The sequence below is a fragment of the Saccharibacillus sacchari genome (assembly GCF_037722395.1).
Taxonomy (GTDB): domain Bacteria; phylum Bacillota; class Bacilli; order Paenibacillales; family Paenibacillaceae; genus Saccharibacillus; species Saccharibacillus sacchari_A.
Genome location: NZ_JBBKAR010000033.1, coordinates 548106 through 572501, shown reverse-complemented (window position 1 = coordinate 572501; position 24396 = coordinate 548106). Strand labels below are relative to the sequence as shown.

Sequence of the window (24396 nt, the reverse complement as noted above, 5' to 3'; positions counted from 1 at the left end):
GGGAGGGGCGTGAGGAAGCCGGTGCGTTGCGGGAAAAATTCAGTTCTAGTCGCTGTCTCATTTGGAAACGTTGATTGAAATTTTTAGTAGAGGCTTCTAAGTTCAAAGGCGTCTTTCACTGAATTTCTCCCTCCGCTTGGCTTCTTTTACGTTCATCTTTTTTCCGTTGACGGCTGCCACTGCAAAAGCGAGTAAGGCCAGAATGGTGCAGCAGGTGAAAACGGTTGGGTAAGACCAGGTTTGGGCGATCCAGCCGAAAACGAAGCCGCCGAGGGCAAAGCCCAGGTCGTAGGCGGACATGAACAGGCCCATTAGGGTGTAGCGGGCTTTGGCAGGCAAGGCAAAAGATAGATATGTGGTTAGTGTCGGATAAAGAAAAGCAAGGGCCAAACCGTTGAAGATCGCGGATAGGTACAGCAGGCTTCCGAGATTTTGCGGCATGGCGAGCATTTGGGTTCCGATCGCGGAGGCTAGAAGAAGGCCGAGAATCAGGGCTGCGCTCCAGCGGCCGTCGGACGGGATTTTTTTGCGGAAAACAAAACGGCAGACGACTACGGTCGCGCCTTGCGTGGCCAGATAGACGCCGACGCTTCCGCTGTTGGCGGAGATAAGATATAGCGGCAAAAAGGTGGCGATTGCGCCGAATATGCAAGAGGTCAGCAGCATAATAAACGTGCTAACGCCAAGCGGGCGGCTGCGGCCGATTTCTCCGAACGATTCCAGCAGTCCGCGCAGCGTGTACGACTGTTGCTGTGCGGAGGCTTTCGGTAAAGGCAAAGAAAATCCGGCTGCGATCGCCGCCAACGCCAACAACAGCATCGCTCCGCCGAAAGCATAACTTCCTCCGCGTTCCCATAATTCCACGGCAAGCAGCGGACCGACCAGAGAAGGCAGCATGGTGGAAAGTGTGTATAGGGACAATCCCTGGCCGCGGTCTTTGTCCTCCAAACGCTCGACGATTCCGGCTTGCATGGTCATGGAAAAGAATGCCGTCGCCGCGCCTTGCAGCGCTCGAAGCCAGATATAGCCTTCAACGCCGGATACGGCGTATAACAGCAGCGTAATCGCATGAACGGCCAGCAAACCGCGCATCACCGCGAGCGGTCCGAACCGGCCGATCCACTGACCCGCAAGCGGACGAAGCAGCATGCAGGTCAACATATATGCGCCCATCATCAAGCCGATCCCGCCTTGTCCGAATCCTGCATCGGCGCTGCGCAAAGGCAAGGCTACGGTCAATACGGAGTTGGCAAAAAAGAATAAAAAAGCAAGCAGGTACAGACGTATAAATCCCGCGGATGCGGGGCCGGTGCGATTCAATCGTAATCCTCCTTCAAACGAGAAAGCGTGCGTGTATCCGCACGCTGCTCTTTTTCTTACGTTAAACGATTACGCACGGTAAGCAACTTGACCGTTCACGACGGTCATAAGTGCTTTGGCTTGCAGCAGGGATTGCTCGCTTTCGGCGATATTCCGATCCAGCACGGTAAAATCGGCAGCGAAGCCTTCGCGCAGTTGCCCCCGTTCCTTCTCCTCGGCTGCGGCCAGGGCGCTTCCTTCGGTAAACAACCAGAGCGACTGCTCCAGACTCAGTCTTTCTGCGGGCAGATACCCTTCGGCCGGTTCGGCTGTATCCGGACGGCGACGCGTCATCGCCGCATGGAAGCCCAGAAGCGGATTCAGCGGTTCGATCGGCGCATCGCTCCCGCCTGCGCAGGTCACGCCTGCGTCGATGATCTTTTTCCAGGCATACAGATAATCCGTTCGCTTCGGCCCTACCCGATCCAACACCCACGGAAAATCGCTGGCGACAAAGCGCGGCTGAATATCGGCTATCAATTGCAGCCGAGCCATGCGATGCAACAGTTCAGCGTCCAATACTTGGGCATGGATAAAACGGTCGGGCAAATTGGTGATCCCTGCGCCTGCAAGCGGGAACTTTTCCATCGCCGCAAGCGTCAGGTCCGCCGCCCCGTCTCCGATCGCATGGACGGCAATCGGGAATCCCAGCGAACGGGCACGCGCGGTAAGCCGATGCAGACGTTCCGCCGTATGAATCGCCATGCCGCTTGTATGCGGAGCATCATGGTACGGCGAATTGAGCAGAGCCGTCCGTCCTCCGATCGCCCCGTCCGAGAAGATCTTGACCGCGCCGATCCGCAGCCATTCGTCACCGTCGCCTGCCTTCAGTCCCAAGCGTTCCGCTTCGTCCAGATAATCATGGAAAATGAGCTGATGCGAGCGGAACAACACGCCTTCTTCGCGCAGCTCGCGGTGAATGCGGCGCATGACGCCGATTCCGCCCAGATAACGCAGATCCTCGGTATGCGCGGCGGTCAATCCCAGACTCAGCGCATATTCGCAAGCGGCGCGGATCGTGGCTTTTTTGGCAGCGTAATCCGGTTCGGGCTGCACGGCGATGAGTAATTTGCAGGCTTCTTCATAGACCCAACCGTTCAGCCCGCCTGACTCGTCCCTTCCGAAAGCGCCGGATGGCGGATCGGGTGTCTCGTTCGTTATACCGGCTCGGCGAAACGCTTCGGTATTGGCGAGAAACGCATGGAAACAGGTGCGCGTGAGGTAAAGCGGGTGCTGCCCTGCCGCCTCGTCCAATTCGGCAACACTGGGCGCGACCGCCGGAGAAAACGCATTTTCATTCCAGTTCAATCCGAACATCCATTCCCCCTCCGTAGTCTGCCGAGCACGTTCGCGAATTTGCCGGAGCATCTGGTCTTTGGATGACGTATCGGAAAAATCGAGCGCCGACAGCTTCATGCCCTGCATCGACAAGTGCATATGCGAGTCGGTCAGACCCGGCAGCACATACGCTCCGTCCCAGTCCACGATTCCGTATTCATGGCCGGACAATTGAAGCTGTAGCTCCTCTGTCGTCCCGATCGCCTGGATCAGGCCGTTCTCCACATATACGGCATCCGGTTTATTTGGCGCGGAATGAAGGCCGAACCGGCCGTTTTTAAATAAAGTTCCCTGAGGATGAACATACGACTGCGTTATGGGAATCATTCCTTTCTGTCTATCATCAACTTCGTTGAGTGTATCATACCTGCCGGAATTTGAGCACTTGGGCTTGGATTGAATCCACGCAAAAAAACGGGCCTCCATTGCTGAACCAAGGATGCCCGTTACGATAAAAAAAGTATCTATGCCTGCTCCAAATCCGCAAGTCCGTAGACTTTCTTTTCCAGTTTCTTTTTGTCCTGCTCCAATCCTTTGCAAGCTTGCTCGGAACGGCGAAGCTCTTCCCGATATTCGGCCTGAAGCTTCGTTAAGCGTGAAATCTCGGTATCCAGGAAACCGATTCGCTCGCGCTCCGCGGCAACCACGTAACGTTCGCCTTGCCCCCACTCCCCGTCGCTATGCAGCGCTTCGTCAGCCATACGCTCCAGGATGCGATCCTGCTTGCGGCGAAGGTCGATCAAGGTTACGCTGGATGCGGCATAGTTAAGCGTATATTTCACCAAACCCGTAAAGCCTTGTCCGCGCTCTTGCCGGGACGACTCGGTATCGCTCATCCGGCGGCGGTTCTCCGCATATTCCTCCAACAACTGGTCAAAAGATGCCGAGATGTGCGGAAGCTGCATACTGCTCACCCGAAGCTTGTCGACCAACGAGGAACGAATCTCCGTGATCCGCTGTTCGGAGCCGTTGCGTTCGGTCTGTGCCGCTTCAAGCTGTTCCGCGCAGCTCGCGGATTCCCGGGTATAGTAGTCGATCCGATTATTTTCTTCTTCCAACTCTGCCCGCAGCGTGCCGTACTCATTGGCATGGGAACGCCATAGCGCCAACAGCGGCTCGTAATCCGCTTCCAGTTCGTCTTCGGACACCAGCTCTGGCAGGAATAACTGCGTTAGCAGCAACGGCAAACGTCTTCGCTGCGGATTCAGATTGCGGTAAGCCGACAAAGGCGCTCCTTTCGCACCGCCCGGGATCACTTGCAGAAATGCAGGACTGGCGGATACGGTCAAAAAGTCGATCCGGCGTCCGTACAATTCAGAAGTTTCGCCCAGTCCCAGCAATCCTTTGGCCGAGGCCAGTAGCGTCATCGCAGCCTCGTAGTAACCGAATCCCTGCTGCTGTTCGAGCGCTGCGAGAAGAATCTTGGCTCCGTTCGGACGCGGAGGTTCGACAGGCGCGGCGGGTTCGGTAGGTTCGGCAGCACCGTCGGCATGCAAGCGTTCGCTTGCCGAAGCCGGCCCCGAAGCGGCGTCCAAGCCGGGTTCGACGGGACCGTCAAAAGTATCTTCGCGGCGTTCTGTCGATCCTTTTTCCAACCGTACGCTTCCGATCGGCGCATCCGGGTCCAGATCTAAAAGAGAAGCCGATTCGGAATGCGGCGGCGAAGCATTTTCCCAACCCGGCTCCGCGATTCTGCCAAAGTCCTCTTCTCCAACTTCACGTGCAGCCGTACGGTGATCGATCTGCCCGGATAAGAAAGGATCGTTATGCGGGCTATGCTCCCGGCTTGCCGCTTCCGGCGATTCGGCGATGCCTTGAGGAGGAGTGTCCAGCTCGGTGTCCGAGTGGTCCTCCGGCGGCGCCTCCCATAACTCGGGCAGATCCGGCAGCAGCGATTCGACGCGGCGCATATAGATCTCCCAATCCTGCTGCGGCGCGGCATCCAGCAAGCGGCCGAGCGCCTGCATCAGCTGGACGATCTGATAGTCGATCAGCGCTTCCAGCTCGCTTGTTTCGGGGTGATCTTCCCGGTAAGTCTGATAGTTCCGATCCTCTTCGGCTACGCCGATCTCGATATGCTCCACGATCCCTCCGGCGAACTCTTCCAGCTCCGCGGCCGTCGTCAACGGCATACCGACCAGCTTGGCTCGCTTCGCAAGCTCCAGCAAAATGCCGAGCCGCAGATCATCGTCGCTCCAATCGCGGTACGCAACCGCTTTTTCCTCCAGCTTTCTGGCAAACCGCTCCGGCTCGCGCTTGATCCAATCGCGGATTTTCGATACCAGTAGCTCTTGCACCGCCGTATCGCAGCAAAGCACGTAAAACACTCTCAACTCGTCGCCGCCCAGTCTGGTTAACGCTTGGGCAAATGTATGTCCGTACATGGTCTACACCCCTTTTAGGCGAATCTCTTCGTAGTTTTATTCTAACCGCTGGCAGGGGGTTGGTTCAAATTTTCTCCTTGACCTTTCCTAGATAGCCCTCTATAATCCAATATCAACGAAACATTCGGCTTTGACCGGAGACAATATTCCCCGAGCGCACCGTCCAGAGAAAGAAGCGATTGCTGAGAGCTTCTGCGGAGAGCGGCCCGGAATTACCCCTTCGCAGCCGCGAAAGCGAACGCCATGTCCGCTGCCGATCCTGAGTGGGTCCGCACGGTGGCCGGTAGCTTCCGCCGATTGATCCCCGTTACCGGATTCCAAGTAAGGGTCATGACTTGTTGATCGGAGCATCCGCTGCGAAAGTCATGGCTGAATGAGGGTGGAACCACGAGCCGAGCGCACTCGTCCCTTTCCGGGAGAATGTGCTTTTTGCGTTTTCCGGAAGATCGTCTGCGCTCGCCACCCCACTATACTTGGAGGAATGCAGCATGTCTCAATTATCCAATCTTAACGTCAATTCCGGTTCGAACGATCGCGAACGGATTGATATCACTTTTCCTAACGGCGATGTACGCCAGGTCTTGTCTGGCACTTCGGTTCTCGATATCGCCCGGTCCGCAGGAACTTCGCTCGGTAAAAATGCCGTAGCCGCCCGCTTGAACGGACGCCTGGTCGATCTGTCGGAATCCGTGCGCGGACACGCATCGCTCGAAATCCTGCTTCCGGCGGACGAGGACAGTCTCCCGATCTATCGCCGAAGCGCCGCCAGCCTGCTCGCCCAAGCCGTGAAAAGGCTGTACGGCGGCAATGCTGCGGTTCGGCTGGGTGACAGTCAAGTTGCCAAAGACGGCTTTTACTATGAGTTCGAACTGCCTGCCGCTCTCTCCGCCGACGATCTGCCTGCGATCGAGCGCGAAATGCGGAAGATCGCCGAGGAGAACCAGCCGATTCGCAGCCGTAAGATCAGCCGTGCGGAAGCGTTAGCTTTGTTCCGGGAGCGCAACGAGCCTTACAAAGTCGAACGGCTTGAAGAATCGCCGGAGAGCTTGGAGCTTCGAATCTATGAGCAAGGCGAATGGATGGACCTTTACAGCGAACCGCTGCTCCCTTCTCCCGGACGGCTCAAAGCGTTCAAGCTGCTAAGCGTCGCCGGTGCTTACTGGAACGGCGATTCGGAGCGTCCGGTGCTGCAACGGATTCAAGGATCGGCTTTCCCGCGCAAAGAGCAGCTCGACGAGCATCTGCTGCTGTTGGAGGAAGCCAAAAAACGCGATCACCGCAAACTGGGGCGCGAGCTGAAACTGTTTATGTTTTCGGACCAAGCGCCGGGAATGCCTTTCTTTTTGCCAAACGGAATGTCGCTTCGCACAGAGCTGGAGAACTTTTCGCGGGACATCCAGCTTCGCAGCGGCTATGACGAAGTTCGGTCGCCGTTCATGATGAACCGTCGCTTGTGGGAAGAATCGGGACACTGGGACCATTACAAAGACAATATGTATTTTTCCGAATTGGATGATGAAGCGTTCGCGCTCAAGCCGATGAACTGTCCGGGGCATATGCTGATGTACAAAAACGAACTGCGCTCCTACCGCGATCTGCCGATCCGCATGATGGAGTTCGGCCAGGTACACCGTCACGAATACTCCGGCGCGTTGAACGGGCTGATGCGGGTGCGGACTTTTTGCCAGGACGATGCGCATTTGTTCGTACTGCCGAATCAGATCGAAGACGAGATCGGCAAAGTGATGGATCTGATCGACCGGATGTACCGCGTGTTCGGATTCGATTACCGGATTGAACTGTCCACTCGTCCCGAGGATTCCATGGGTTCGGAAGAGTTATGGGACGAAGCGGAAAACGCGCTGCGGCGCGTGCTGGAAGATCGCGGCGTGGAGTATGTGCTGAATGAAGGCGACGGTGCTTTTTACGGGCCGAAGATCGATTACCATGTGCTGGACGCGCTCGGACGCAGCTGGCAGTGCGGCACAATCCAGCTCGATTTCCAAATGCCGGAGAAATTCGATCTGTGGTATGTCGGCGAGGACGGCGGCAAACATCGACCGGTCGTGATCCATCGCGCGATTTACGGCTCGATCGACCGCTTTATCGGCATTCTGATTGAGCATTATGCCGGAGCTTTTCCGCTGTGGCTGGCTCCGGTGCAGGTTCGCGTGCTGCCGGTCTCCGCTCATTACGACGACTACGCGTTCGAGGTGCGGAAAATGCTGCGCGACGCCGGACTTCGGGTCGAAGCGGACGTTAGCGGGAACAAGCTCGGTTACAAAATGCGGGCGGCGCAGCAAGATAAGGTGCCGTACGTGTTGGTGGTCGGGGAAAAGGAACGGGAATCCGGCAGCGTGAACGTGCGGCGCTACAACGGGGGCGAGCAGGTGATGATGTCGTTGGATGCAGCGATCGAAGCGTTAAAGGAGGAAAAACGAGTAAACTCGTAAAAGATTTATTGGGTTTAGTGAAACGGAACACGAAAAAGCGCGCAGACTTGTAGCCTGGGCGCTTCTTCTTTTAAAATGTGAATCGTTGCATACCGCGTTTTGTGGAGCAGCGTTACGGAACCAAGCGTCCCCGGAAAATCCGGATCGCGTCGGACAAATCCGAACTCGCGCGGCTGATCGGAATTTCGAGTTTTTCGTTTTGCAGCACATTGTTCGCTTTGTTGATCGCGACCTTCAACTCTCCGAACGCCGATGCCGGATATTGACCGGAACGGATACCCGCCGGCGATTCCAGCAGTTTGCGCGCCGTAAGCAGGTTTTCGGAAAGCCAGATCGAGCTGCCCATCGCGTTTGCCGAAGGGAAGTAACTCAGATAAGCGGCTTTTCGCGCATTGTACGTCGTAGAAGGATCGCTGATCGCGCTTTGCGCTCTTGCGGATATTTCCCGATGCCGTTGCAGTTGAGCGGCGTAATCTTCCGGTTTCGCTGCGGAGGCTGCCAAGTTCTTCGCCAGCGAAGCTTCCCTTTCCGCGATTACCCGTAAATATTCCTGCTGAACAGCGGCATCCGTCGGCGTCGAGCGGTTCTCCGCGATTCCGTAGCTTACATAGTTTTTGAAGGTTTCCACGATCAGGGACGTGCTGTTTTCTGGATTTTTAAAAACTTCTATTGCTTGGCGCATCATATCCAACCGAGCTTGCGTTTTCGGCGAAAAAGGTTGACTTTCGAATCGGTAGATCGCTTCGATCGAGCGTTGGATCGGATTGACTTGGCTGCTCGCGCCGTTACGGAAGCGTAAGGCCAAAAAAGCGTCGTATTCTTTGACGAATTTGCGGTATGTTTCCCGCAGCTTCGTGTCCGAAACGGAAGGGTCGAACACTTGAACGAGAGCTTCTTTGGAGATTTTGTACAAGTCCGCATGTTCGTCTACCCCGGACGCGATCTGCAAAGCGTTCTCGGCTTCTTCATTGGATAGAATCAGCTCGATCAATTGGATTCTGGCTTCGCTTTGCAAATAAGCGGAAGAACCGGCTTCCGCGCTGACGGCCGACTCCGCGGCTGTGGTCGCGGTACCCAGCGGAAGCGCGCCTCCGGCCAGAATGGCAGCGGCAGCGGCGGCAGCCGTCCACTTTTTGATAGGGAATTTTTTATTCATTCGTTAACCCTCTTTTCAATTACAGGATGTGATGGATCAAGAAGTCGGCTTTATACGCAGTAGAAACTTCATTTGCGCCTGCGACAACTCGGTATTCGCCTGCTTCAATTGTTCGAGCGTCGTTGCCGTTTCCAGCACGCGTTCCGCTTGGCGCAGCGCGCGTCTCAGATCGCCGAACGCGGACTGCGGATATTGGCCGGGACCGATGCCTTTCGGAGCGTCCATGTGTTTCCACACAAGCGCGATAAAGCTTTTCAATTCCTTGTATTCTTCGCTATTTTCGATCGGACTATTGCGTTTCAATTCGTCGACCAGCGTCGCGTAACGTACTTCCAGATTGCCTTCGCCCATTTTCACCTGGTTGGAATTGGCTTTGCCGCTTGCGAGCTGTTCCAACGAAGAAGCCGCTTGTTCAAAAGCGTTGACGGAATTGGCGTGATTGCTCGCATTGCTTCCGAGCGCGGCCAATCTGGCCTGAATATCCGCGCGGTATTTCGCGGCCAAATTCAGATAAGGTGCCGGATCGTATTGCAGAAGTTCGCCGGCTTGAGCCGATTTCGGCATGTATACGTCTTTGAAAGCTTTGATATAACTGCCTTCGTTCTGCCAACCCAACTCTTGGGCATACTTTTGCGCATCCCATACGGCATGGAGCACGGCGCGTTGAGAAGCAGTCAACTTACTTTCATCTTGTCCGATGCTGTCGTGGTAATACAATACATAAGCCAATGTGGAAAATAATTTTTGAATCTGTCCGTCGTCGATATAGAAATCCACGTAATCGCTCAACGCTTTTTCGTAATCCTGCTTGATCGCCGATAACTCCGCCTGCGAAGCCGCCGGATCCAGCGTTGCCACATACGCTTTGTTTTGCAGCGCAATCAGGTCGTGATACCGGTAAGAATCGGGATCGTAGCTGTAGGACTGGGTAATATCGAGAGCGTCTTCTTTATAAGAATTCAAATTGATCAAAGCGACGCGAAGCGGATCATTCAAATAAGCGAGCGGTATCGAAGCTTGGGTCGATCCCCCCGGCTCTGCTGCGTGCAAGGCAGAAGGCTGGAAACCGATTCCGCCAAAGCCGACGGCAAGAGCCAAAGCCACCGTGGACGCACGCAAGAAACGCTTGTTGGTAATCATCTATCAAATCTCCTCCTCGAATCGTACAAGTAGTAATCAACGCAAAAAAAACGGTTTCGAAATCTCTGGTACTATTCTGCTTCCATACGTTCAAGCGATTATTCATCTTGCCGAACCGTATTATGTACGCACGTTTACCTCGCTAACTATCCTCCTTATTCATATATTGGAACTTACTAGCGTATATAAACCGCTTTCTAAAGATTCGACTCATAAAAAAACCCCTTGTAAGGTTTTTATTTTTCATATCGACAGAAAACACGCCTTTTTCCCGACGTTTTAGGAAGAAAGGCGTGTTTTATTCGACATATTGAAAATCGTACAAGTATTAATCAACAATAAATCAATCAGGAATTGCGGCTATTTTTGAATTCGTTCACCGCCGAAGCGAGCGCGGTTTGCGCTTTTTTGATTTGCTCCGCCGTCGTGGACGTTTCGAGTGCGCGTTCCGCTTTGCCGATCGCGCGCTTGAGCGTACCGACCGCGGAAGCGCCGTATTGGCCTTTTTCTTTGCCGGTCGGCGAATCAAGCAGCGGTTCGGCCGCTTGAATGCTTGCTGCCAGCGTCAGACCTTGCGTAAGCGCCGCATAAGTCGTTTCGACGCCGGATTGTGCGGCATCCAGTTCGTTTTTGCCGGATGTCCGATCAAGAATCGCTTCGAGCGTCGCCGCAGACGTATCGTAAGCTTCACTCAGGTCTTCCACCAGATCGTCGTCGATGTTTTCCGTCCGCGCTTCGATATTCGCTTCGTATTGTTTTAAAACAGATGCGTAGTCGGACTTGTTGAACGCCGCTACATCATTGGCTTGTGCTTCGCGCAGCAAAAATTGCTTATACGCGGACAGCACGCCGTCTTTGGTCGAATCGGCAGCGAGTTTGTTTTGGGCTTCTTTTATGCCTTGCTGGATCAATACTCCGGATGCGTCGTTGGTGCTTTTAACGTCGGACAACAGCTTTTTCAATACGTCCGATTTGCTCAGCGCCTGCCCGTTGTACCGATCGAGCGCTTCTTCCAACTTGCGCGAAGTGGAGTAGATCCGATCCGCCGGCGCGTCCTTATCCGCTAACACTTCAGCCGCGCGGTTGCGCGTCTCTGTCAGCACAGCATATGACTTCTCCGACGAGTCCAACGGGAAATGCTGTACCGCCCGCAGCGCCATCACTTCAAGATTGATTAAAGCCGAACGCGTCGCCGCGACCGAAGCTTTTTTCGAATCGACGGAGATGACCGGCAAAAAGACTTCCGCATCGCCGACTTTGGTGACGGATGCAGTACGCACGACGCCCGGAGCGGCTGCGGAAGCGCCTACCGACGAACCTGCTTGCGTAGAAGACGTAGCATCGGAAGATGCAGTCGCCTTATTGTTCGGAACAGCCTCTTTCGCCTCCGATTTGGGTGAACCGTCCGCGAAAACATGAGGGATTGCATACACACCGCCCGCCACGACGGCAGTCGCCACGACCACCGCTGACCATTTTTTTGCCTGACTCGATCGTTTCTTTTCCATGTGAACGCCTCCTATGTATAGCATTGTGGTTCTACCTCCTTTAAACCATTGAAGCGTTAACGAATCGAAAAAAAGCCCCCTCTTTGAAAAAGAAGGAGCGCATGAAATACTAGCTAAGTTGGTTCAGAATCAGAATTTTGTTATGACTTGGCTAGCTTAATTACCAACCGCCTATTCCAGATCCATTGCCAGTAGTTCGGTAAACAACTTCAACTTTAGGCGTTGTTTGTGTTTCTGACGAATCTGCAGATGTAGTATTCAATAAATTGCCGGTTGAAAAAATTGAGAAAACAATCAAAGACAAAACAAAAGATTTTTTTAGAACTTTTTTCATTATATTAGTAACCCTCCTATAAGCTTTTCATATTGAACTATTTGTTCATAAGATGCTTTGCTCCTGTAATTCTCAAACAAAGGCACATACTTCATAAACATTGTTGTACTTTTAATACTAATTGCTGTTGTTAAGCCTTTCAATAAGTAATCCAAGGACTTTTTGTGTTTTTTTTGCTCAGCATACCAAATCGCTAGATTGTAACAAATAGACATTTGTCTACTAAAGTTATTTGTACTATGATAGTATGAATTTTCATAAGAGAAACGATCTAACTTCTGAGAAAATTCATGCAGCAAAGGATCAAGCGGGTAGTTGTATTCTATTGCATGCTCAGTAATGAATAAAAGTGCTACTAGTAGTTCTTCAGGATGTTTTCTTATAAATTTAACACACTGATGAAACGCCTTTTGATCTCCATTTGCTACTTTTAGGTACATTTCGTTTGCTCTAGAATGAAAATTAAACTTTGAAACTTCGTTTTTCGCTTCTTCATCAAGTCCCGGGATTCTATTTAGATCATTGCATTTTGAAATATAATATGCCACCTGTTCATAATTTTTATTATTAATCATGATACTTTGCATCGCTAAATAACTATAACCGTAGTATACAATCAAAGCATATTCCGTTTGTTCGTAAATATCTAAACCAATCTTATCGTTTAAAGTTGTATTTCTATTTTCAAAAACGATTTTACTCAAACGTGAAAGTTCTCTAGAATATATTTCTGCTTCATCATATTTATCAAGCGAAAAATATACATTCACCAGTTTCATCAACCCATCCAACCGATGATGATCCGGCAGTTTGTCGCAGAACGGTTCGAACTCGATCGCCGCCCGTAAATTGCGTTCGTTATCTTCACCCAGTGCCGCGCGGAACAACCGATAATGACTCACCGCCAAACGTTCCGACTGATGGTACTTCTCGTTTTGCACGATACACTGATAAAACACGACTGATTCTTTAACCTTGCTACTCGTGTATAACGTTTCCCCGATCTCGAAGATCATGTCCAAATGCTTTAGATCTTCCAGCAGCCTGGACAATACCTTTTCGATACAATCGTTACGTTCAAGCTCTGCACAGCGGATCAAAAACGGTTCCACGCGGCGGCGGTTCGGCCTTCCGTCATAGAAACACTCCTCGATATACAGCTCGAACATCCAACCTTCTTCCTGACCGAATGCTTTCGTGATCCGTTCCAGCTGGTTAAGCGAAATCGGTTTGGGAGGATTGCTGTTCAATATTGCACTGAAAATGCCTCGATTGATTCCCGAAAACTCACCGAACTCCGAAAAATTCATTCCCATTTCTGCGATTCCTTTTTCAATCTCGGACCGCAGCGTCATCGTCATTTCCATCTCCACACCTCTTTCGCTTCAAAACGCTTCCTGCATCTACCAATTACCTATCCAACTTACTTCCGGAAAAGTTGTAAGCACTTAATCCTTCCCTTACAATTAATTTACAATATACAGAATAAATAAACATTGGTCAATTTCTTTTTGCATCCATATTTGAACAATAATTGAATGATTTAAATCCTTTAAGGCCAAGGCTTTCAAAATGGAAATCGACTTGCCAAACTAATTTGACGAACATGTATTTAAATTCATAATTATGATATTCATATTCGTTTATTAATAATATAAAAATATTCAATGTAACTTTTCCGAAATAAAATTCGTCGAATAAATCATAAGAGAGGAGGAAATTTTTTGAACAGACTTGCGTGTCTACGAAGCAGTATTCTCCTGATTGCCTTGAGCTTTGCTTTTTCAATCCTGCTAACGGCGTGCGACGATACGACCCCGTCTCCATCCAAAAATGAAACGTCCATATCTTCAACCGCACCCGATCAACAGCAAGACCCAGAAACAAAAATGCGGGAAATCGCGTGGAACAGTTTAAACACTCGGCAGCAAGGCGATGTGCAAGGAAACTGGCAGGAAGCCAAAGTCAAGCGGGTGGAAGGAAGTTCGATCTGGTACGGAATCGCGATGGATAACCAAAATGCGGAAATGCCGGATGACATCGTTCTGGTGACTTTTAATACGCTTCAAGACTCGATGCTGGGTCCGCTGGTTATTTATATCGATGCCGAGACTGAACAGCGTATCGGAGTAGGCGTTCGTGAATAAAAGGCGTCAGAACGCTACCGTAAAATAACCGCAGGACATTCCTGACGGTTATTTTTCGTGCTCCATATGTCAAAATTTTGTCAACCGCAAGTTCGATTTTTGTTAAATTTATTTTTTGGACAAAAAAGGTATTTATTATTATCGAATTCCAGGTGTATAATCGTCGCAGGACTAAAAATGGAATTTAAGTCCTAAAAAATATAAATTTTAGAGGAGGATTATTCATGTCTTATCCTGTTTCGGATTTTACCGCTTCTGCAATCGGTGAGAACTCGTCGGCGGAACGTCGGGATGGTATGACGGTCAATTCGGAAGTGTCGATCAACGGCTCGCTGAACCTGTACGATATCATCAAATTCAATGACGGAGGCTGTGTCTACGGCATCACGCTTACCGGTTCTCCCGGCGTTTACGATTACGTGTTGAACGTGGATGCGCAAGGCCCTTCCGGCTTCGGCTCCGGCTCGGGATATTTGGCTTTCACGGACAAAAGCGGCGACACCTATAAACTGAGCATCTACAGCAGCACGAGATCGGTACATACCGTGCGCTACAACAGCGAACAGCCGGAAATTGTGAAGATTGAGTGGAATGATCATTCGATCTAAATGCTTTAAGCCCCGGCTTCTACAGCAGAAGTCGGGGCTTTTTCAACGAGTTGTTTCCACTATGGACATAGTTTATCACACATCGAAAGGATCGTTCTTGATGCAAACTCATTCAGTCCATCGTTGCATCCGTATTCGAACCACTGATAACGTATAGGTTCCCGTATAACGACTCGCCTCGAACTTTCTCGCCCAAGTCAATGTCTCTACCCTTCACCAACAAGACAACCTCGCGCCGAAGCTCTTGATCCTCCGCTTCTTCTTGCTTGCTATGCGCCGAGATCGTCCCTTTGAACACCCGATAGCCGGATACGAAAAACAGCGGGCAGGTCGCGATCGTCTCCGTTTTCACGAATACGGCAATAATGAACACGATCATCAACAGCGAAACGGCGAAGTTGGTGATCGACGAATAATCGAGCGCAAGCCGCGGAAGCAGCAAAGTCATAAGGAAAAAGGTATAATCGCTGGCGGGCAGTTTTTCGAAGCGGCGCACGGCGTAGGTTTGTCCTCCGCTGCCCGAATGTACTTTTTTCCCGATATCGCGCAGCAGCCAGGTGATTACCCAGCGATACAACAGCAACGAACCGCCTAGCACGGCTAACAGGAAACCTACTTCCGCGATCCAAAGATGCCCTCCGAGCATTTTCGATAACGGTTCCTCCCGAATCGCGTATGGCAGCAGATCGTTACGGTACAAAAAGCCTCCGATCATCAACAGCAACAACGGGGCATAGGCAGTCGTCCAGAGGATGATCGGTTCTTTTTTACTCCACATGTCTGAAAATCCTCCTCTATACGCCCATATCCGCCCGTTGTTCGGCACTGTCAATAGAGTCGGTCAAACCGAATTCTTTCGTCAAAAAGGACTGGACGATTTTGTTCCCGAAAAAGCGCAGCAGTACCGTAGGACGACTTCCTTCGGGATAGACGACTTGCTCGTTTTCCAAATCGAGAAACTCGTACAATTCCCATAGCGGCGCGTAGGCTTGACGGTATTCGCGTTCGCGATCTGCGGTGGCCGGAATGGCGTTTCGGATCGTGCGCAATTCGCTGCAACGGTCTTTGAAGTTTTGCTCCAGCGCCTCCATTTGTTTCCGGCTCATTTGCGCGACCGTTCTTGTATGGAAAAAGGCTGCGCAATCGCGCTTGAAGCGCTCTTTATCCGCTTTCGCGATCGCAAAAAACGGCATGTCCGTGAGCTTGGCGAGATTATGATCACGGGCTTGGACAATATGATCGCGATAATCGAACACGTATTCAAAAGACTGAAGCTTTGAGATGTACAATTCATTTTCAAACAAAACAAATTCGATCTTCCCGCCCAACTCGATCAATTCCTCGGAAGCCTCCGTCAGTTCATTCGATCTGCCGAACGCCCACTTTTTGCGGGACGCGCTTTGTTTGGGTTTGCGGTAGAAAAAGAAGTAGAGTCGATGCCCGTCAACTTCCAGTTGGACGACTTGGAACTCCGTATTTGACGTTTCCAATAGGCGATCCGGGTGGGCCAGTGCTTGGAGAAGGCGTTTTTTGCGTTCATAGGGGATTCCGATCGTTTCGTCCAAAGTCAATCGGGCCAGCTGGTCTTGCTTTTGGACCTCCAAATGGTATTCGCCAACCACGAATCGACGGATTCCGTCCGAGTCTGCAATTTGCAACGAACGGGTCTCGCGAAGAATTTGTTGTTTGAGCCATGTGTTCAGACTTTCGGATAATGTGAGCGATTTGGCACGGTAATAACGATCCGCTTCTTTTTGCTTGCGGACAAGGGAAAAAGCCACGTTGATTTCACGCAGCTCTTCCGGGGTAGATAGACGGCTGATTTTCGTCAGCGGATGGTTCGGATCATTAATCGCTAAGGTCATGGATGGTCTGGCTCCTTTGGCAAAAAGTTAGGCAAACATCCCGCTAAGCGCTGCGCCGATCGCAACGAATACGATACCGACGCTTAGGGGAATTACGGATAACAGTATGCTTGTAGCTGACCTTAATTTGAATCGGGCCGGATCGTCTCGCAGATAGTAGACGTCAACCGGGATGCCGATCTTGTAGCTTCTCCATGACGTGCCGACCTTAGAGCGTTCTTCCAGTAGACCATCCGGAGTGTTAAAACGTACAATCGGGAAATAATACCGCATCGTGCGATTGGAGCTGCGTCTAATCTCTTCGGCGTATTCGACAACCTCGCCTTTCGAAACTTCGGCGTGCCGCATAAAGCTACGATGCCGCAGCCATACAAATACGCCGATCCCCGCAACGATAACCCCGATTGCGAGAAAAAGTAGTCCCATCCATTGGATCAAGGGAATCCCTCGCTTTCTTTTGGTTCGTTTTCGTTTCTGCCTGCTTTCTCTCCTGATTATTACCCGTTCTGGAGCGGATTGAGTTAGGCAGAATCAAGGGGAAAAGTGCGAACCTGAAGCTCCCGTAAAATCCCCGGGAGGTTCGCACCCAAGCCGCGTAAGGGATTGAATGATTTCGGTTGTGTTTTTGTCCGGTTTTCGGTAGGCTGAATTTGATGTTCGCACTTTTTGAACTGGGGTGCCTTGCCGGGCTTGGGTTGAGAGTGGGTGTAGTCGCACTCCTTGCGGGTGCGTGGATTGAAACATCCGATTTTACCTTTTTACTTCGTACAAGTAGCGTCGCACTCCTTGCGGGTGCGTGGATTGAAACTTGGCCGGCAGATGCTTATCCGGCCCAATCAACTCGTCGCACTCCTTGCGGGTGCGTGGATTGAAACAAAATCAAAACGTTACTTAATATAGCAGATGCTTTAGTCGCACTCCGTGCGGGTGAATGAATTGAAAACCCGAGGAGTTCGGGAATTCAATCATGTAAGAAGGATGTTTATCTTAGCTAAAAAAATGAAAGACCCCTTTTATTAAAATAAGAAAAGGGGTCTTTCTAAATGCTATGTTCCCATTTAATGATTCACTTCCGCCTGAAAATCATCCTTGTATGACTTATCTGCGTTGTAAAAGACGATATCTCCATCTCGCAAGGTGAATGTATTTTTCCATGAATCTTGCACGCTGCTTTTAAACCCTTCCAGCGTCCATTGATTCATAAGCGGGGCGTTGACGTACTGCAAATGCGGCGCGTTCAGATTCCCGTTTTGAATACTCTCGATATTGAAGTTCAAAATGATGTAGCCGTCTCGCAGAAAGATCGGATCGCGCTTGGTCAAACCGCCGTGCGTACGTCCGTACTCCGCCAGGTTGGTTCCTTTGGCAACGACATACGGATCGCCGGGCAGCGTGTAGTGTCCGTACCACTTCTGCACCGCTGCGTTGGCACGCGCAAAATCGACCGAACCTGGGAGGTTGGCCTTCGGTCCGATCAGGGTACGGGTTTGCTCCGGCAATAGCAGGAGATCAAAGCCGCCGATCGGCGTTTTTTGTTTGGTGAAGCGGCGGATATAGTCAGCGATGAACATCTCCCGGCTGACACCGTTCATTTCCGCAAAGGTATAGTAGTTGTCGTATTTGTACCTCGCGGTATCGGTTAGTTCCTCCTCCGGTACGTTTCGCAGACGATCATTCAAGATGATGTACCGTTCCTCGGTGTCTTCCGGCGAGCCCACCTGGATGAAGGTGCGGTGATCGTCGTTGTAGTACAGATCGGCCGGCGTTTGCGCCTTGCCGTCTTTGCTCACGAAAGTGAAGCTTGGCGTGATGCGGATACCGTCGGTTTTACCGAACATATTGCCTTTGGTCTTCAGATCGAACTTGATGTGGTAGCCCGTTTTGACCGTGATGTTCTTCATGCCCTCAAGCGGGTTGCTACCGGGCAGAATGGGCAAAGTGAACGGCGAGGTGTTGCCACGCGGTGCTCCATCGATTCCGTTAAGACCTGTCCAATAGGTATTGCCCGTATGGACGGCGCTGCCTTCTTGGGTGCGGAAGACCATCTCCCAGTTGTAGTCGGCGACGTCGGTGATATGGAAGTCGTAGAGACGGCCGATGACTTCGACGTTGACGGTGTCGGATGCGACGTGGTGGATCAGATCGAAGTTCGCATCTTGCTGGGTCGGCTGGATATCGGGTGCGTTTTCGGCGGTGTTGCGGAACGTGACGGTGTAGTCGCCTTCATCGACCCATACCGGGAGGAAGAACTCGGTGGTGAGTTGGCCTACCGGGATGTTGATCCAGGTGCCTTTTGGGTAGAACGTGTTTCGATCGGCGGCATACGTATCGAAGGGGAAGTAGACTTCTTTGCTTCGATAATACTTCGCGTAATCGCGATTGCCGTAGCCTGGGTAATTTTGATGTTGACCGCTTGTCGGTATGGTGATGGTAAAGGGTCGATCCAAGATGAAGGCTTGACGGCTGTAGTTTGGCGTTGTTTTCTGGTTGTGCGTTGCGTCATTGGATGTCGACGAATAGTTCACGACTGGTGTGTGGACGGTGACCGGGTTGATGCCTGAAATTGGGTAGGTATCGCCGTCTGGAGCTTCGTAGTTTGCGTCAAGCCCTGCGTACGTGATCGTCCCCATGCTTGGTGCGGCCATCCGGTTAGTTTTTGTCCGTGGGATCATGTGATCCGGACTATAGAGTACGTCGCGGGAAATCATGGTTCCGTTTGGTATTTTGCTTGGAACGGGTGTTTCTTTTTCCGCTTCCCGGTCACTCATGATCGTTTGTCCGTTGAATACGACTTTGTCGTTTTTACCTTTGATTTGACCGACGGCTTTCTCTAAGTAGCCTTGCGCGATATCTGGATCGTAGGTCGGGGAGGGTCTTGATGTTTTCCCATCGACAACGATTGGCGGATGCGGCGCGGTGAAGGGTGCCGGGGTTTCCGGTGCGGTGTACGATCCGTCTTTTTGAAGAACTAAAGTCGGTGGTGTGTAGCCTTTGGGGTAAATCGTGATGCTGTCCCCTTCAAAGGCATAGTTTTTGAGTTCGGCACTATCGATCTGGTAAATGCCTAACTTTTCGACGGTCCAATAACTAAAGTATCGTTCGGTTCGAAGCGGATATGCAACTTCGTCGGAATCTTCTTGTGGATCAGGTAATTTGGCTGGAACCGGAGGTGTTGCCGGATTGGGTTTACCCGGGTCCCATTTAAGCGTGTATTGAAGCGTGACGGGTACTTCATAGATGCACGTGACTTTGTGTTCTTGGAATTCGTATTGATTCAGATAATTTTTTGTTAAGACGTTTCCGTACAAGCTTTCTGAGGTCGGGATGCCTTGCAGGACGTCAAAGGTTTCGCGATCGCGTTGATCGGCTTTGATCATAGCGCTCGGTGTCGGTTGCATCCCCGCATCGTCACCTTCGATAGTGCGTCCTTCGCGTACGTTGCAGAATCCCAGCGAAGGTTCTTCGGGTCCGTCTTTGATGAATACGCGGTACTTGTCTGGATATTGGTACGTGTATGAGGTGACGGCAAATTTATACGCAGCGTAGTAGAACATCATGGCTTGGGGTTTCGGGTTGTTATTGTTGTATCGGGCCATAGGATCGCTACTGTTTTCGCGCAGGTAGTATTTTATACCATCCGCATCATGTTCTTGCGTAAATTGGATCGTGGCGTAGCTCAGATTACGTGTGCCGCCTTGTCCGGTGTCATTATTTTTGATTTGTTCCGGGGTGAGTCCGACCATGATGGCTTGCAGTTTGGTGCTCGGGTGGGTTTTACCGTCTATACCGAGAGCCGTGTTATTTACTGTTCCGTCGTAAAGTACCTTTGCGCGATCATCCTCTGGGTCTGTTGGCGGCGTCGATGGATTCTCGGCAATAATGGTACTTGTTTTGTTATCAATAGCGGTAACGGGAATCGGTAATGTGCCATCTTCAATCTCGCCCGCACGGAAACCGCTGGTTATGGAATATTGCACAGTCATTGTAACTTTTTCACCAGGTGCGGCGCTGTAATAGGGTGATTTTGGTTCCTTGGCTGTAGAGATGACCCCTTTTCGTTCGTAAGACCCTTCGCCGGGTGACCAGGTTTGACCATCCATGAGTCGATTCCAAGCAAAATATGAGCCGGCAGAACCGTTATCTTTGGATTGAACTTTGGTCTTTACCCCGTCAAGTTCAACATCTCCCGTGTAGGACGGTGCATTGACGATGATTGTTTTTACTTCTGTGGTGCCTCTGTAAAATGTAATTTTCTCAATTGTATTGTTTCCGCCAGCACGTTCATCAAGTTTCGCGATGGCTTTTGCGTTTTTGCTTAATTTGACAGCACTTCGATTTTGAGGGCTTACGATATTGGAATCTGCGGTATATACGATGTTTTTGGGTGTCGGTGTGGCGGCTTCGGCTAAGCCGCCCAGAAAAAAAACACCCAGCACGCTACTTGTAAAAAGCAGTGTGCTGAGTCCGACAAGTAGGGCACGTTGTCGGTTTTTGTTCATTAACGGGTACCTCGCAGTCTGATCAGATCGACTTCGGTGCGAAGACTTCCGCCAGCAGGTGTGTTCAGTTGAATCAGGATATCACTGGTTTGGATGGTTCCGCGTTTTGGGATAATCATGGCCGGGATGTCACCGTCGTTATTGCGATATACGGAAGCGACTTTGTTCAATTTACCTTCGTTGAAAAAGGCGTTTAGGTTAGGGCTGTCAAAACCGAGAATGTTATATTGTAAGCGATCGATTTTCAAGTATTTTTTCGTGTCTTTATTGAATACCGGACCGCCTTTGAAATACAATACGTAGCTGTTCTTCTGATCTTTGACGAACAGATTTGTCACAGTTGGGCGATTGTTATACCATTTCAGCGTATTCACATTCCCCAGCAGGGCGCGGTTCGGATCGTTCGGATCGGCGAGATCGATGGCGATCAGGGCGTCAAGCTTGCCTTGATACAGACCGTCTTTCGACGTGATGGTCATGTTCTTTTCGTTCCACATTTCCTCGATCGAGGATTTGCCTTTATTCTTCCAATCCGAATCCGGCGTGACAAACATTTCCGGCATCACCGTGAAGATGTTGGTTCCGTGCCAGAGGATTTCCGCCGCGCCGGTTGCATACAGGTCGGAATCAAGTTCGGTGCCGGTATTGACGCTCAAGATACGCTCGATGATGACCACCGATTGTGCGCGCGTCGTGAGGCCTTGCGGGGCCAGTTGCCCTTTACCTACGCCTTGGATCAGGCCGGACTTGGTGGCGAGATACATCCATTTGTCGTTCTCGGATGTTTTCTCGCCGATCGCACGGGCTGCGACGCGGGCCATTTCTTCGCGGGTCATTGTTTTGTTCCAGCCGGAATCGTTATTCGCGAAGTCACTTGCCGAATACAGTCCGGCTTTCGTTGCGGCGTTGACGTATTGTACATACCATTTGCCGCTTGCAGGCGTCGTTTCCAGCTTCATCGCCGCAACCACCATTTTGACGAATTCCGCGCGGCTGACCGACGTATCCGGTTTGAACGTACCGTTGGTGTAGCCGTCGACGTAGCCTTTGGCTACGGCCTTCTGTACGGCGCTGTATGCCCAGTGTGTGCTTTTCACGTCCGAGAACGAATTCGAAGTTGTTGCGGCTTCGGCGGAAGGTACGACACTGCTTCCCCAAATAGCCCCTACAACCAACACAGCTCCAAATAAGCTACTGCCCCATCTTTTCCAACTGTTTTTCATTTCTTTTTCCCCCTCAATGGATATGTATCTAAAAAGCTTCAGTATAGACCACTTCTATTGTCGCTCGGTTGCATGAATTGGGAAAGTCCCATTTTTTGTTTTCAAAGAACAGTTCTACAAAAAACTTGATCAGGACATGTCTTAAACGCAAAAAAGCGGACGTTTCCCTTCCCAAAAGGAAAGAATACGCCCGCGTGCTTCGCGAATGTTACACTACTTTATTCAAAATAATAGATTTCAACAAAGAAAGCAAGCTTTTTATCCCTTGTTGATGTACCCATCAAGCTCAAGTTCCACAGCACTTTTTATATTTTTTCCCACTCCCGCATGGGCAAGGCTCATTTCTCCCTACCTTCTGAGAAACGGCTTGTTTTTTGACCACGCGAGGAGCCCACTCCAAAGGCTCATTCTCTTCGTTTTCATCCGCGTATGCCGATTCAGACAGCACCTTCAAAGGCGCAGCCGGTTTGACATAGCAAACCCATTGCTTCAGCTCACCAATTGCATCATCCAGCGGTTGACCTGTAAAATTGTTATGGGCGTCCCGCAGTACTTTTTCCATCGGACGCGCAATCGAATCTTCAATATCTTCTTTTACGATCATTTGTTCATCCACTTTGCCTGCATCCATCAACTGATAGATCGTTTCGCTAATCTCGGCAGGATACAGGTTTTCAGCGTGCAGCACAATTTCCGTGATTACGACTTCCTGATGGGAACCGGGAAGAGACGTTTTCGCCAATCGGTTAGCTAGTTTTTCAAAATAAAACAGAACCTCCAACCGATCCAGCTTTCCCTCCAAAACCAAAATTTCCATGGCTTGCGTCGCGCATCCACGTGCAAAAGGATAAGCTTTTTCGTTTTCCATTAATGACTTCAATTTCTCCCAATCGCCATCATACGTCGAAGCCAAGACGCGTCCGCAAGCTTCGGTCAGATCATCTCCGAAAATTTTATCCAGTACGGCATATTTTAACGTCAACAAATCAAGCATGATCGGAAAAGCACGTGTTGCTCTCAACTGGCTCAACAGATAATATGAATACGCGACGCCCATATCAAAATGATCTTTTGTTGCATATTTTCGAGGATTTTGATAAACGTTCTTCAGCTTATCCAGCATGATCGGCACGCTCTGCTCAGGATGAGCAAGCAGCGCCTCCATCTCTTTCTGCGGAAACCGATAATCTTCAACATAACGAATGCTGTGTAATACCTGCTGTGCCTCTTCTTGCGTCCGAATTTCTATAGTCATAAGCTCCTCCTGCTCTCATCACGCCAAAACGATCGTCAACAACACCCCAATCCCGATAAACACAATCCCGATTCCCGCAACGATGATCCCGATCCCTATAAAAAGAAATCCCATCCACTGAATCCGAATCATCCTCCCGTTTTAAAAAGTTACTGCTTTTCATCCTGTTGATTACGTTTGGATTCGCCGAATGCCGTACCCAGCGCAATACCGATAGCCATGCCGATCGGCAGACCCAACGCAATATTATCCATCATTAATCCAAACAACAGACCGAACGAAGTACCAAGCGCGATCCCGATGCCTATCGACTGCTCTTTCGTTTTCATCGCTGTATCCTCCCTTGTCCAATTTCTTCGTAGTACGAACTATATTCAATTCCGTTTCGCAAAATAAATCCACATGGAGTAAAACAAAATCACCATGAACAGCAAAGTCCCCAGCAGAGCAAAGAACACCGCCGCACTCAAAAACCCTGCAATAACCGTCCCCACACCCAATGCGGCAAACATCACCAACGCCGTCATCGAAGCCGTTTTTTGAATAATCAAGCTGAATCGTTCGTCATTTTCTTCGATCTGCATCTTTTTCAGCGCGGTTTCGCTTCTGGAGCCTTTGATGTTTTGGACCAGGAAACCCAGAATAACCAGCTCTAGACCGAAAAAGATGCCTTGATGAAAGCCTTTCGTGAAACTGTTGAGAATCGGTAGCTCCGAGCGGTATACCATAAAGCCCGTATAGATCAACGCCACGCCTACCGCCAGTACAGTCAATACGCGAATACGAGTCCTTACCTTTTGCTGAAAAGTATCCATAAACTATTCCTCCACTTCGCTGAAATCAAATACATCTTCGATCGACAGTCCGAAAAAGCGGGCGATCTTGTAAGCCAATACCAAAGAAGCCGTATACTTGCCGACTTCGAGCGACGTGATCGTTTGCCGGGTTACGCCGACGGCCAGTCCCAATTCCTCTTGCGACAGCTTGCGCTGTTTCCGCAATTCCGGGATTCGCGTTTTCAACGGTACTCCTCCCTTTCAACTTGCAATGTCTGCTTTGCAAATTTAGTATAGTTAACTTTGCATTTTTTTGTCAAGCGAGCTTTGCAAAATAATATTCATTCGGTA

Annotated in this window: 20 protein-coding genes; 3 read left to right on the top strand and 17 right to left on the bottom strand. The window is 50.6% G+C overall.

Annotation, left to right across the window (positions count from 1 at the left end; genetic code table 11):
* Positions 1-102: 102 nt before the first annotated feature.
* The 3 genes from cntE to WKI47_RS11365 all read right to left on the bottom strand — a co-directional run bounded on the left by cntE (position 103) and on the right by WKI47_RS11365 (position 5081).
* The gene (cntE, locus tag WKI47_RS11375; RefSeq protein ID WP_340227240.1) at positions 103-1320 is read right to left on the bottom strand and encodes a staphylopine family metallophore export MFS transporter CntE; all 1218 of its coding nucleotides are present in this window, start codon (positions 1318-1320) and stop codon (positions 103-105) included.
* A gap of 69 nt (positions 1321-1389) precedes the next feature.
* Complete coding sequence (locus WKI47_RS11370; RefSeq protein ID WP_340227239.1) at positions 1390-3024, bottom strand: amidohydrolase; 1635 nt, start codon at positions 3022-3024, stop codon at positions 1390-1392.
* 137 nt (positions 3025-3161) lie between these two features.
* The gene (locus WKI47_RS11365) at positions 3162-5081 is read right to left on the bottom strand and encodes a hypothetical protein (RefSeq protein ID WP_340227238.1); all 1920 of its coding nucleotides are present in this window, start codon (positions 5079-5081) and stop codon (positions 3162-3164) included.
* 488 nt (positions 5082-5569) lie between these two features.
* Here WKI47_RS11365 and thrS point away from each other — a divergent pair, with 488 nt between their 5' ends.
* Positions 5570-7534: a threonine--tRNA ligase gene (gene thrS, locus WKI47_RS11360; RefSeq protein ID WP_340227237.1), complete on the top strand. Its 1965-nt coding sequence runs from the start codon at positions 5570-5572 to the stop codon at positions 7532-7534.
* A 112-nt stretch (positions 7535-7646) separates the two neighbouring features.
* Here the strand turns inward: thrS and WKI47_RS11355 are convergent, their stop codons facing one another.
* The 5 genes from WKI47_RS11355 to WKI47_RS11335 form a co-directional block, all read right to left on the bottom strand.
* Positions 7647-8690, bottom strand: a complete 1044-nt coding sequence (locus WKI47_RS11355) for a hypothetical protein (protein ID WP_340227236.1) — start codon at positions 8688-8690, stop codon at positions 7647-7649.
* 36 nt (positions 8691-8726) lie between these two features.
* Positions 8727-9830 carry a hypothetical protein gene (locus tag WKI47_RS11350; RefSeq protein ID WP_340227235.1) on the bottom strand — a complete coding sequence of 368 codons (1104 nt, stop codon included), beginning with the start codon at positions 9828-9830 and terminating at the stop codon, positions 8727-8729.
* 347 nt (positions 9831-10177) lie between these two features.
* A complete protein-coding gene (locus tag WKI47_RS11345; protein ID WP_340227234.1) occupies positions 10178-11338 on the bottom strand; it encodes a hypothetical protein in 1161 nt (386 codons plus the stop codon).
* 160 nt (positions 11339-11498) lie between these two features.
* Positions 11499-11672 carry a hypothetical protein gene (locus tag WKI47_RS11340; protein WP_340227233.1) on the bottom strand — a complete coding sequence of 58 codons (174 nt, stop codon included), beginning with the start codon at positions 11670-11672 and terminating at the stop codon, positions 11499-11501.
* Entirely contained in the window at positions 11672-13039 is a 1368-nt protein-coding gene (locus WKI47_RS11335) for a DNA-binding protein (protein ID WP_340227232.1), read from the bottom strand. Before WKI47_RS11335 ends, WKI47_RS11340 begins: the two co-directional genes overlap by 1 nt.
* A 357-nt stretch (positions 13040-13396) precedes the next feature.
* Between WKI47_RS11335 and WKI47_RS11330 the strand changes: the two genes are divergently transcribed.
* Positions 13397-13819: a hypothetical protein gene (locus WKI47_RS11330; RefSeq protein WP_340227231.1), complete on the top strand. Its 423-nt coding sequence runs from the start codon at positions 13397-13399 to the stop codon at positions 13817-13819.
* Positions 13820-14043: 224 nt separating this feature from the next.
* Positions 14044-14427, top strand: a complete 384-nt coding sequence (locus WKI47_RS11325; protein ID WP_340227230.1) for a hypothetical protein — start codon at positions 14044-14046, stop codon at positions 14425-14427.
* A gap of 112 nt (positions 14428-14539) precedes the next feature.
* Here WKI47_RS11325 and WKI47_RS11320 read toward each other — a convergent pair whose 3' ends face one another.
* The 9 genes from WKI47_RS11320 to WKI47_RS11280 form a co-directional block, all read right to left on the bottom strand.
* The gene (locus WKI47_RS11320; RefSeq protein ID WP_340227229.1) at positions 14540-15205 is read right to left on the bottom strand and encodes a hypothetical protein; all 666 of its coding nucleotides are present in this window, start codon (positions 15203-15205) and stop codon (positions 14540-14542) included.
* A gap of 16 nt (positions 15206-15221) precedes the next feature.
* Entirely contained in the window at positions 15222-16292 is a 1071-nt protein-coding gene (locus WKI47_RS11315; protein WP_340227228.1) for a Kiwa anti-phage protein KwaB-like domain-containing protein, read from the bottom strand.
* A gap of 27 nt (positions 16293-16319) precedes the next feature.
* Positions 16320-16730, bottom strand: a complete 411-nt coding sequence (locus tag WKI47_RS11310; protein ID WP_340227227.1) for a DUF3592 domain-containing protein — start codon at positions 16728-16730, stop codon at positions 16320-16322.
* 620 nt (positions 16731-17350) lie between these two features.
* Positions 17351-20791: a DUF5704 domain-containing protein gene (locus WKI47_RS11305; protein ID WP_340227226.1), complete on the bottom strand. Its 3441-nt coding sequence runs from the start codon at positions 20789-20791 to the stop codon at positions 17351-17353.
* The gene (locus WKI47_RS11300; protein WP_340227225.1) at positions 20791-22014 is read right to left on the bottom strand and encodes an S-layer homology domain-containing protein; all 1224 of its coding nucleotides are present in this window, start codon (positions 22012-22014) and stop codon (positions 20791-20793) included. Before WKI47_RS11300 ends, WKI47_RS11305 begins: the two co-directional genes overlap by 1 nt.
* 286 nt (positions 22015-22300) lie before the next feature.
* Positions 22301-23269 carry a DUF1186 domain-containing protein gene (locus tag WKI47_RS11295; RefSeq protein ID WP_340227224.1) on the bottom strand — a complete coding sequence of 323 codons (969 nt, stop codon included), beginning with the start codon at positions 23267-23269 and terminating at the stop codon, positions 22301-22303.
* A 149-nt stretch (positions 23270-23418) separates the two neighbouring features.
* A complete protein-coding gene (locus WKI47_RS11290; RefSeq protein WP_340227223.1) occupies positions 23419-23598 on the bottom strand; it encodes a glycine zipper family protein in 180 nt (59 codons plus the stop codon).
* A 45-nt stretch (positions 23599-23643) separates the two neighbouring features.
* Entirely contained in the window at positions 23644-24084 is a 441-nt protein-coding gene (locus tag WKI47_RS11285) for a hypothetical protein (RefSeq protein ID WP_340227222.1), read from the bottom strand.
* A gap of 3 nt (positions 24085-24087) precedes the next feature.
* Positions 24088-24291 (bottom strand): helix-turn-helix transcriptional regulator, encoded by a 204-nt coding sequence (locus WKI47_RS11280; RefSeq protein ID WP_340227221.1) that lies wholly within the window; start codon positions 24289-24291, stop codon positions 24088-24090.
* Between the last annotated feature and the right edge of the window lie 105 nt (positions 24292-24396).

Excerpts from the sequence above, each read along its gene's own strand:
- WKI47_RS11370 (WP_340227239.1), bottom strand. The coding sequence starts at position 3,024 with ATGATTCCCATAACGCAGTCGTATGTTCATCCTCAGGGAACTTTATTT.
- WKI47_RS11365 (WP_340227238.1), bottom strand. The coding sequence starts at position 5,081 with ATGTACGGACATACATTTGCCCAAGCGTTAACCAGACTGGGCGGCGAC.
- thrS (WP_340227237.1), top strand. The coding sequence starts at position 5,570 with ATGTCTCAATTATCCAATCTTAACGTCAATTCCGGTTCGAACGATCGC.
- WKI47_RS11355 (WP_340227236.1), bottom strand. The coding sequence starts at position 8,690 with ATGAATAAAAAATTCCCTATCAAAAAGTGGACGGCTGCCGCCGCTGCC.
- WKI47_RS11350 (WP_340227235.1), bottom strand. The coding sequence starts at position 9,830 with ATGATTACCAACAAGCGTTTCTTGCGTGCGTCCACGGTGGCTTTGGCT.
- WKI47_RS11345 (WP_340227234.1), bottom strand. The coding sequence starts at position 11,338 with ATGGAAAAGAAACGATCGAGTCAGGCAAAAAAATGGTCAGCGGTGGTC.
- WKI47_RS11340 (WP_340227233.1), bottom strand. The coding sequence starts at position 11,672 with ATGAAAAAAGTTCTAAAAAAATCTTTTGTTTTGTCTTTGATTGTTTTC.
- WKI47_RS11335 (WP_340227232.1), bottom strand. The coding sequence starts at position 13,039 with ATGGAAATGACGATGACGCTGCGGTCCGAGATTGAAAAAGGAATCGCA.
- WKI47_RS11325 (WP_340227230.1), top strand. The coding sequence starts at position 14,044 with ATGTCTTATCCTGTTTCGGATTTTACCGCTTCTGCAATCGGTGAGAAC.
- WKI47_RS11320 (WP_340227229.1), bottom strand. The coding sequence starts at position 15,205 with ATGTGGAGTAAAAAAGAACCGATCATCCTCTGGACGACTGCCTATGCC.
- WKI47_RS11315 (WP_340227228.1), bottom strand. The coding sequence starts at position 16,292 with ATGACCTTAGCGATTAATGATCCGAACCATCCGCTGACGAAAATCAGC.
- WKI47_RS11305 (WP_340227226.1), bottom strand. The coding sequence starts at position 20,791 with ATGAACAAAAACCGACAACGTGCCCTACTTGTCGGACTCAGCACACTG.
- WKI47_RS11300 (WP_340227225.1), bottom strand. The coding sequence starts at position 22,014 with ATGAAAAACAGTTGGAAAAGATGGGGCAGTAGCTTATTTGGAGCTGTG.
- WKI47_RS11295 (WP_340227224.1), bottom strand. The coding sequence starts at position 23,269 with ATGACTATAGAAATTCGGACGCAAGAAGAGGCACAGCAGGTATTACAC.
- WKI47_RS11290 (WP_340227223.1), bottom strand. The coding sequence starts at position 23,598 with ATGAAAACGAAAGAGCAGTCGATAGGCATCGGGATCGCGCTTGGTACT.
- WKI47_RS11285 (WP_340227222.1), bottom strand. The coding sequence starts at position 24,084 with ATGGATACTTTTCAGCAAAAGGTAAGGACTCGTATTCGCGTATTGACT.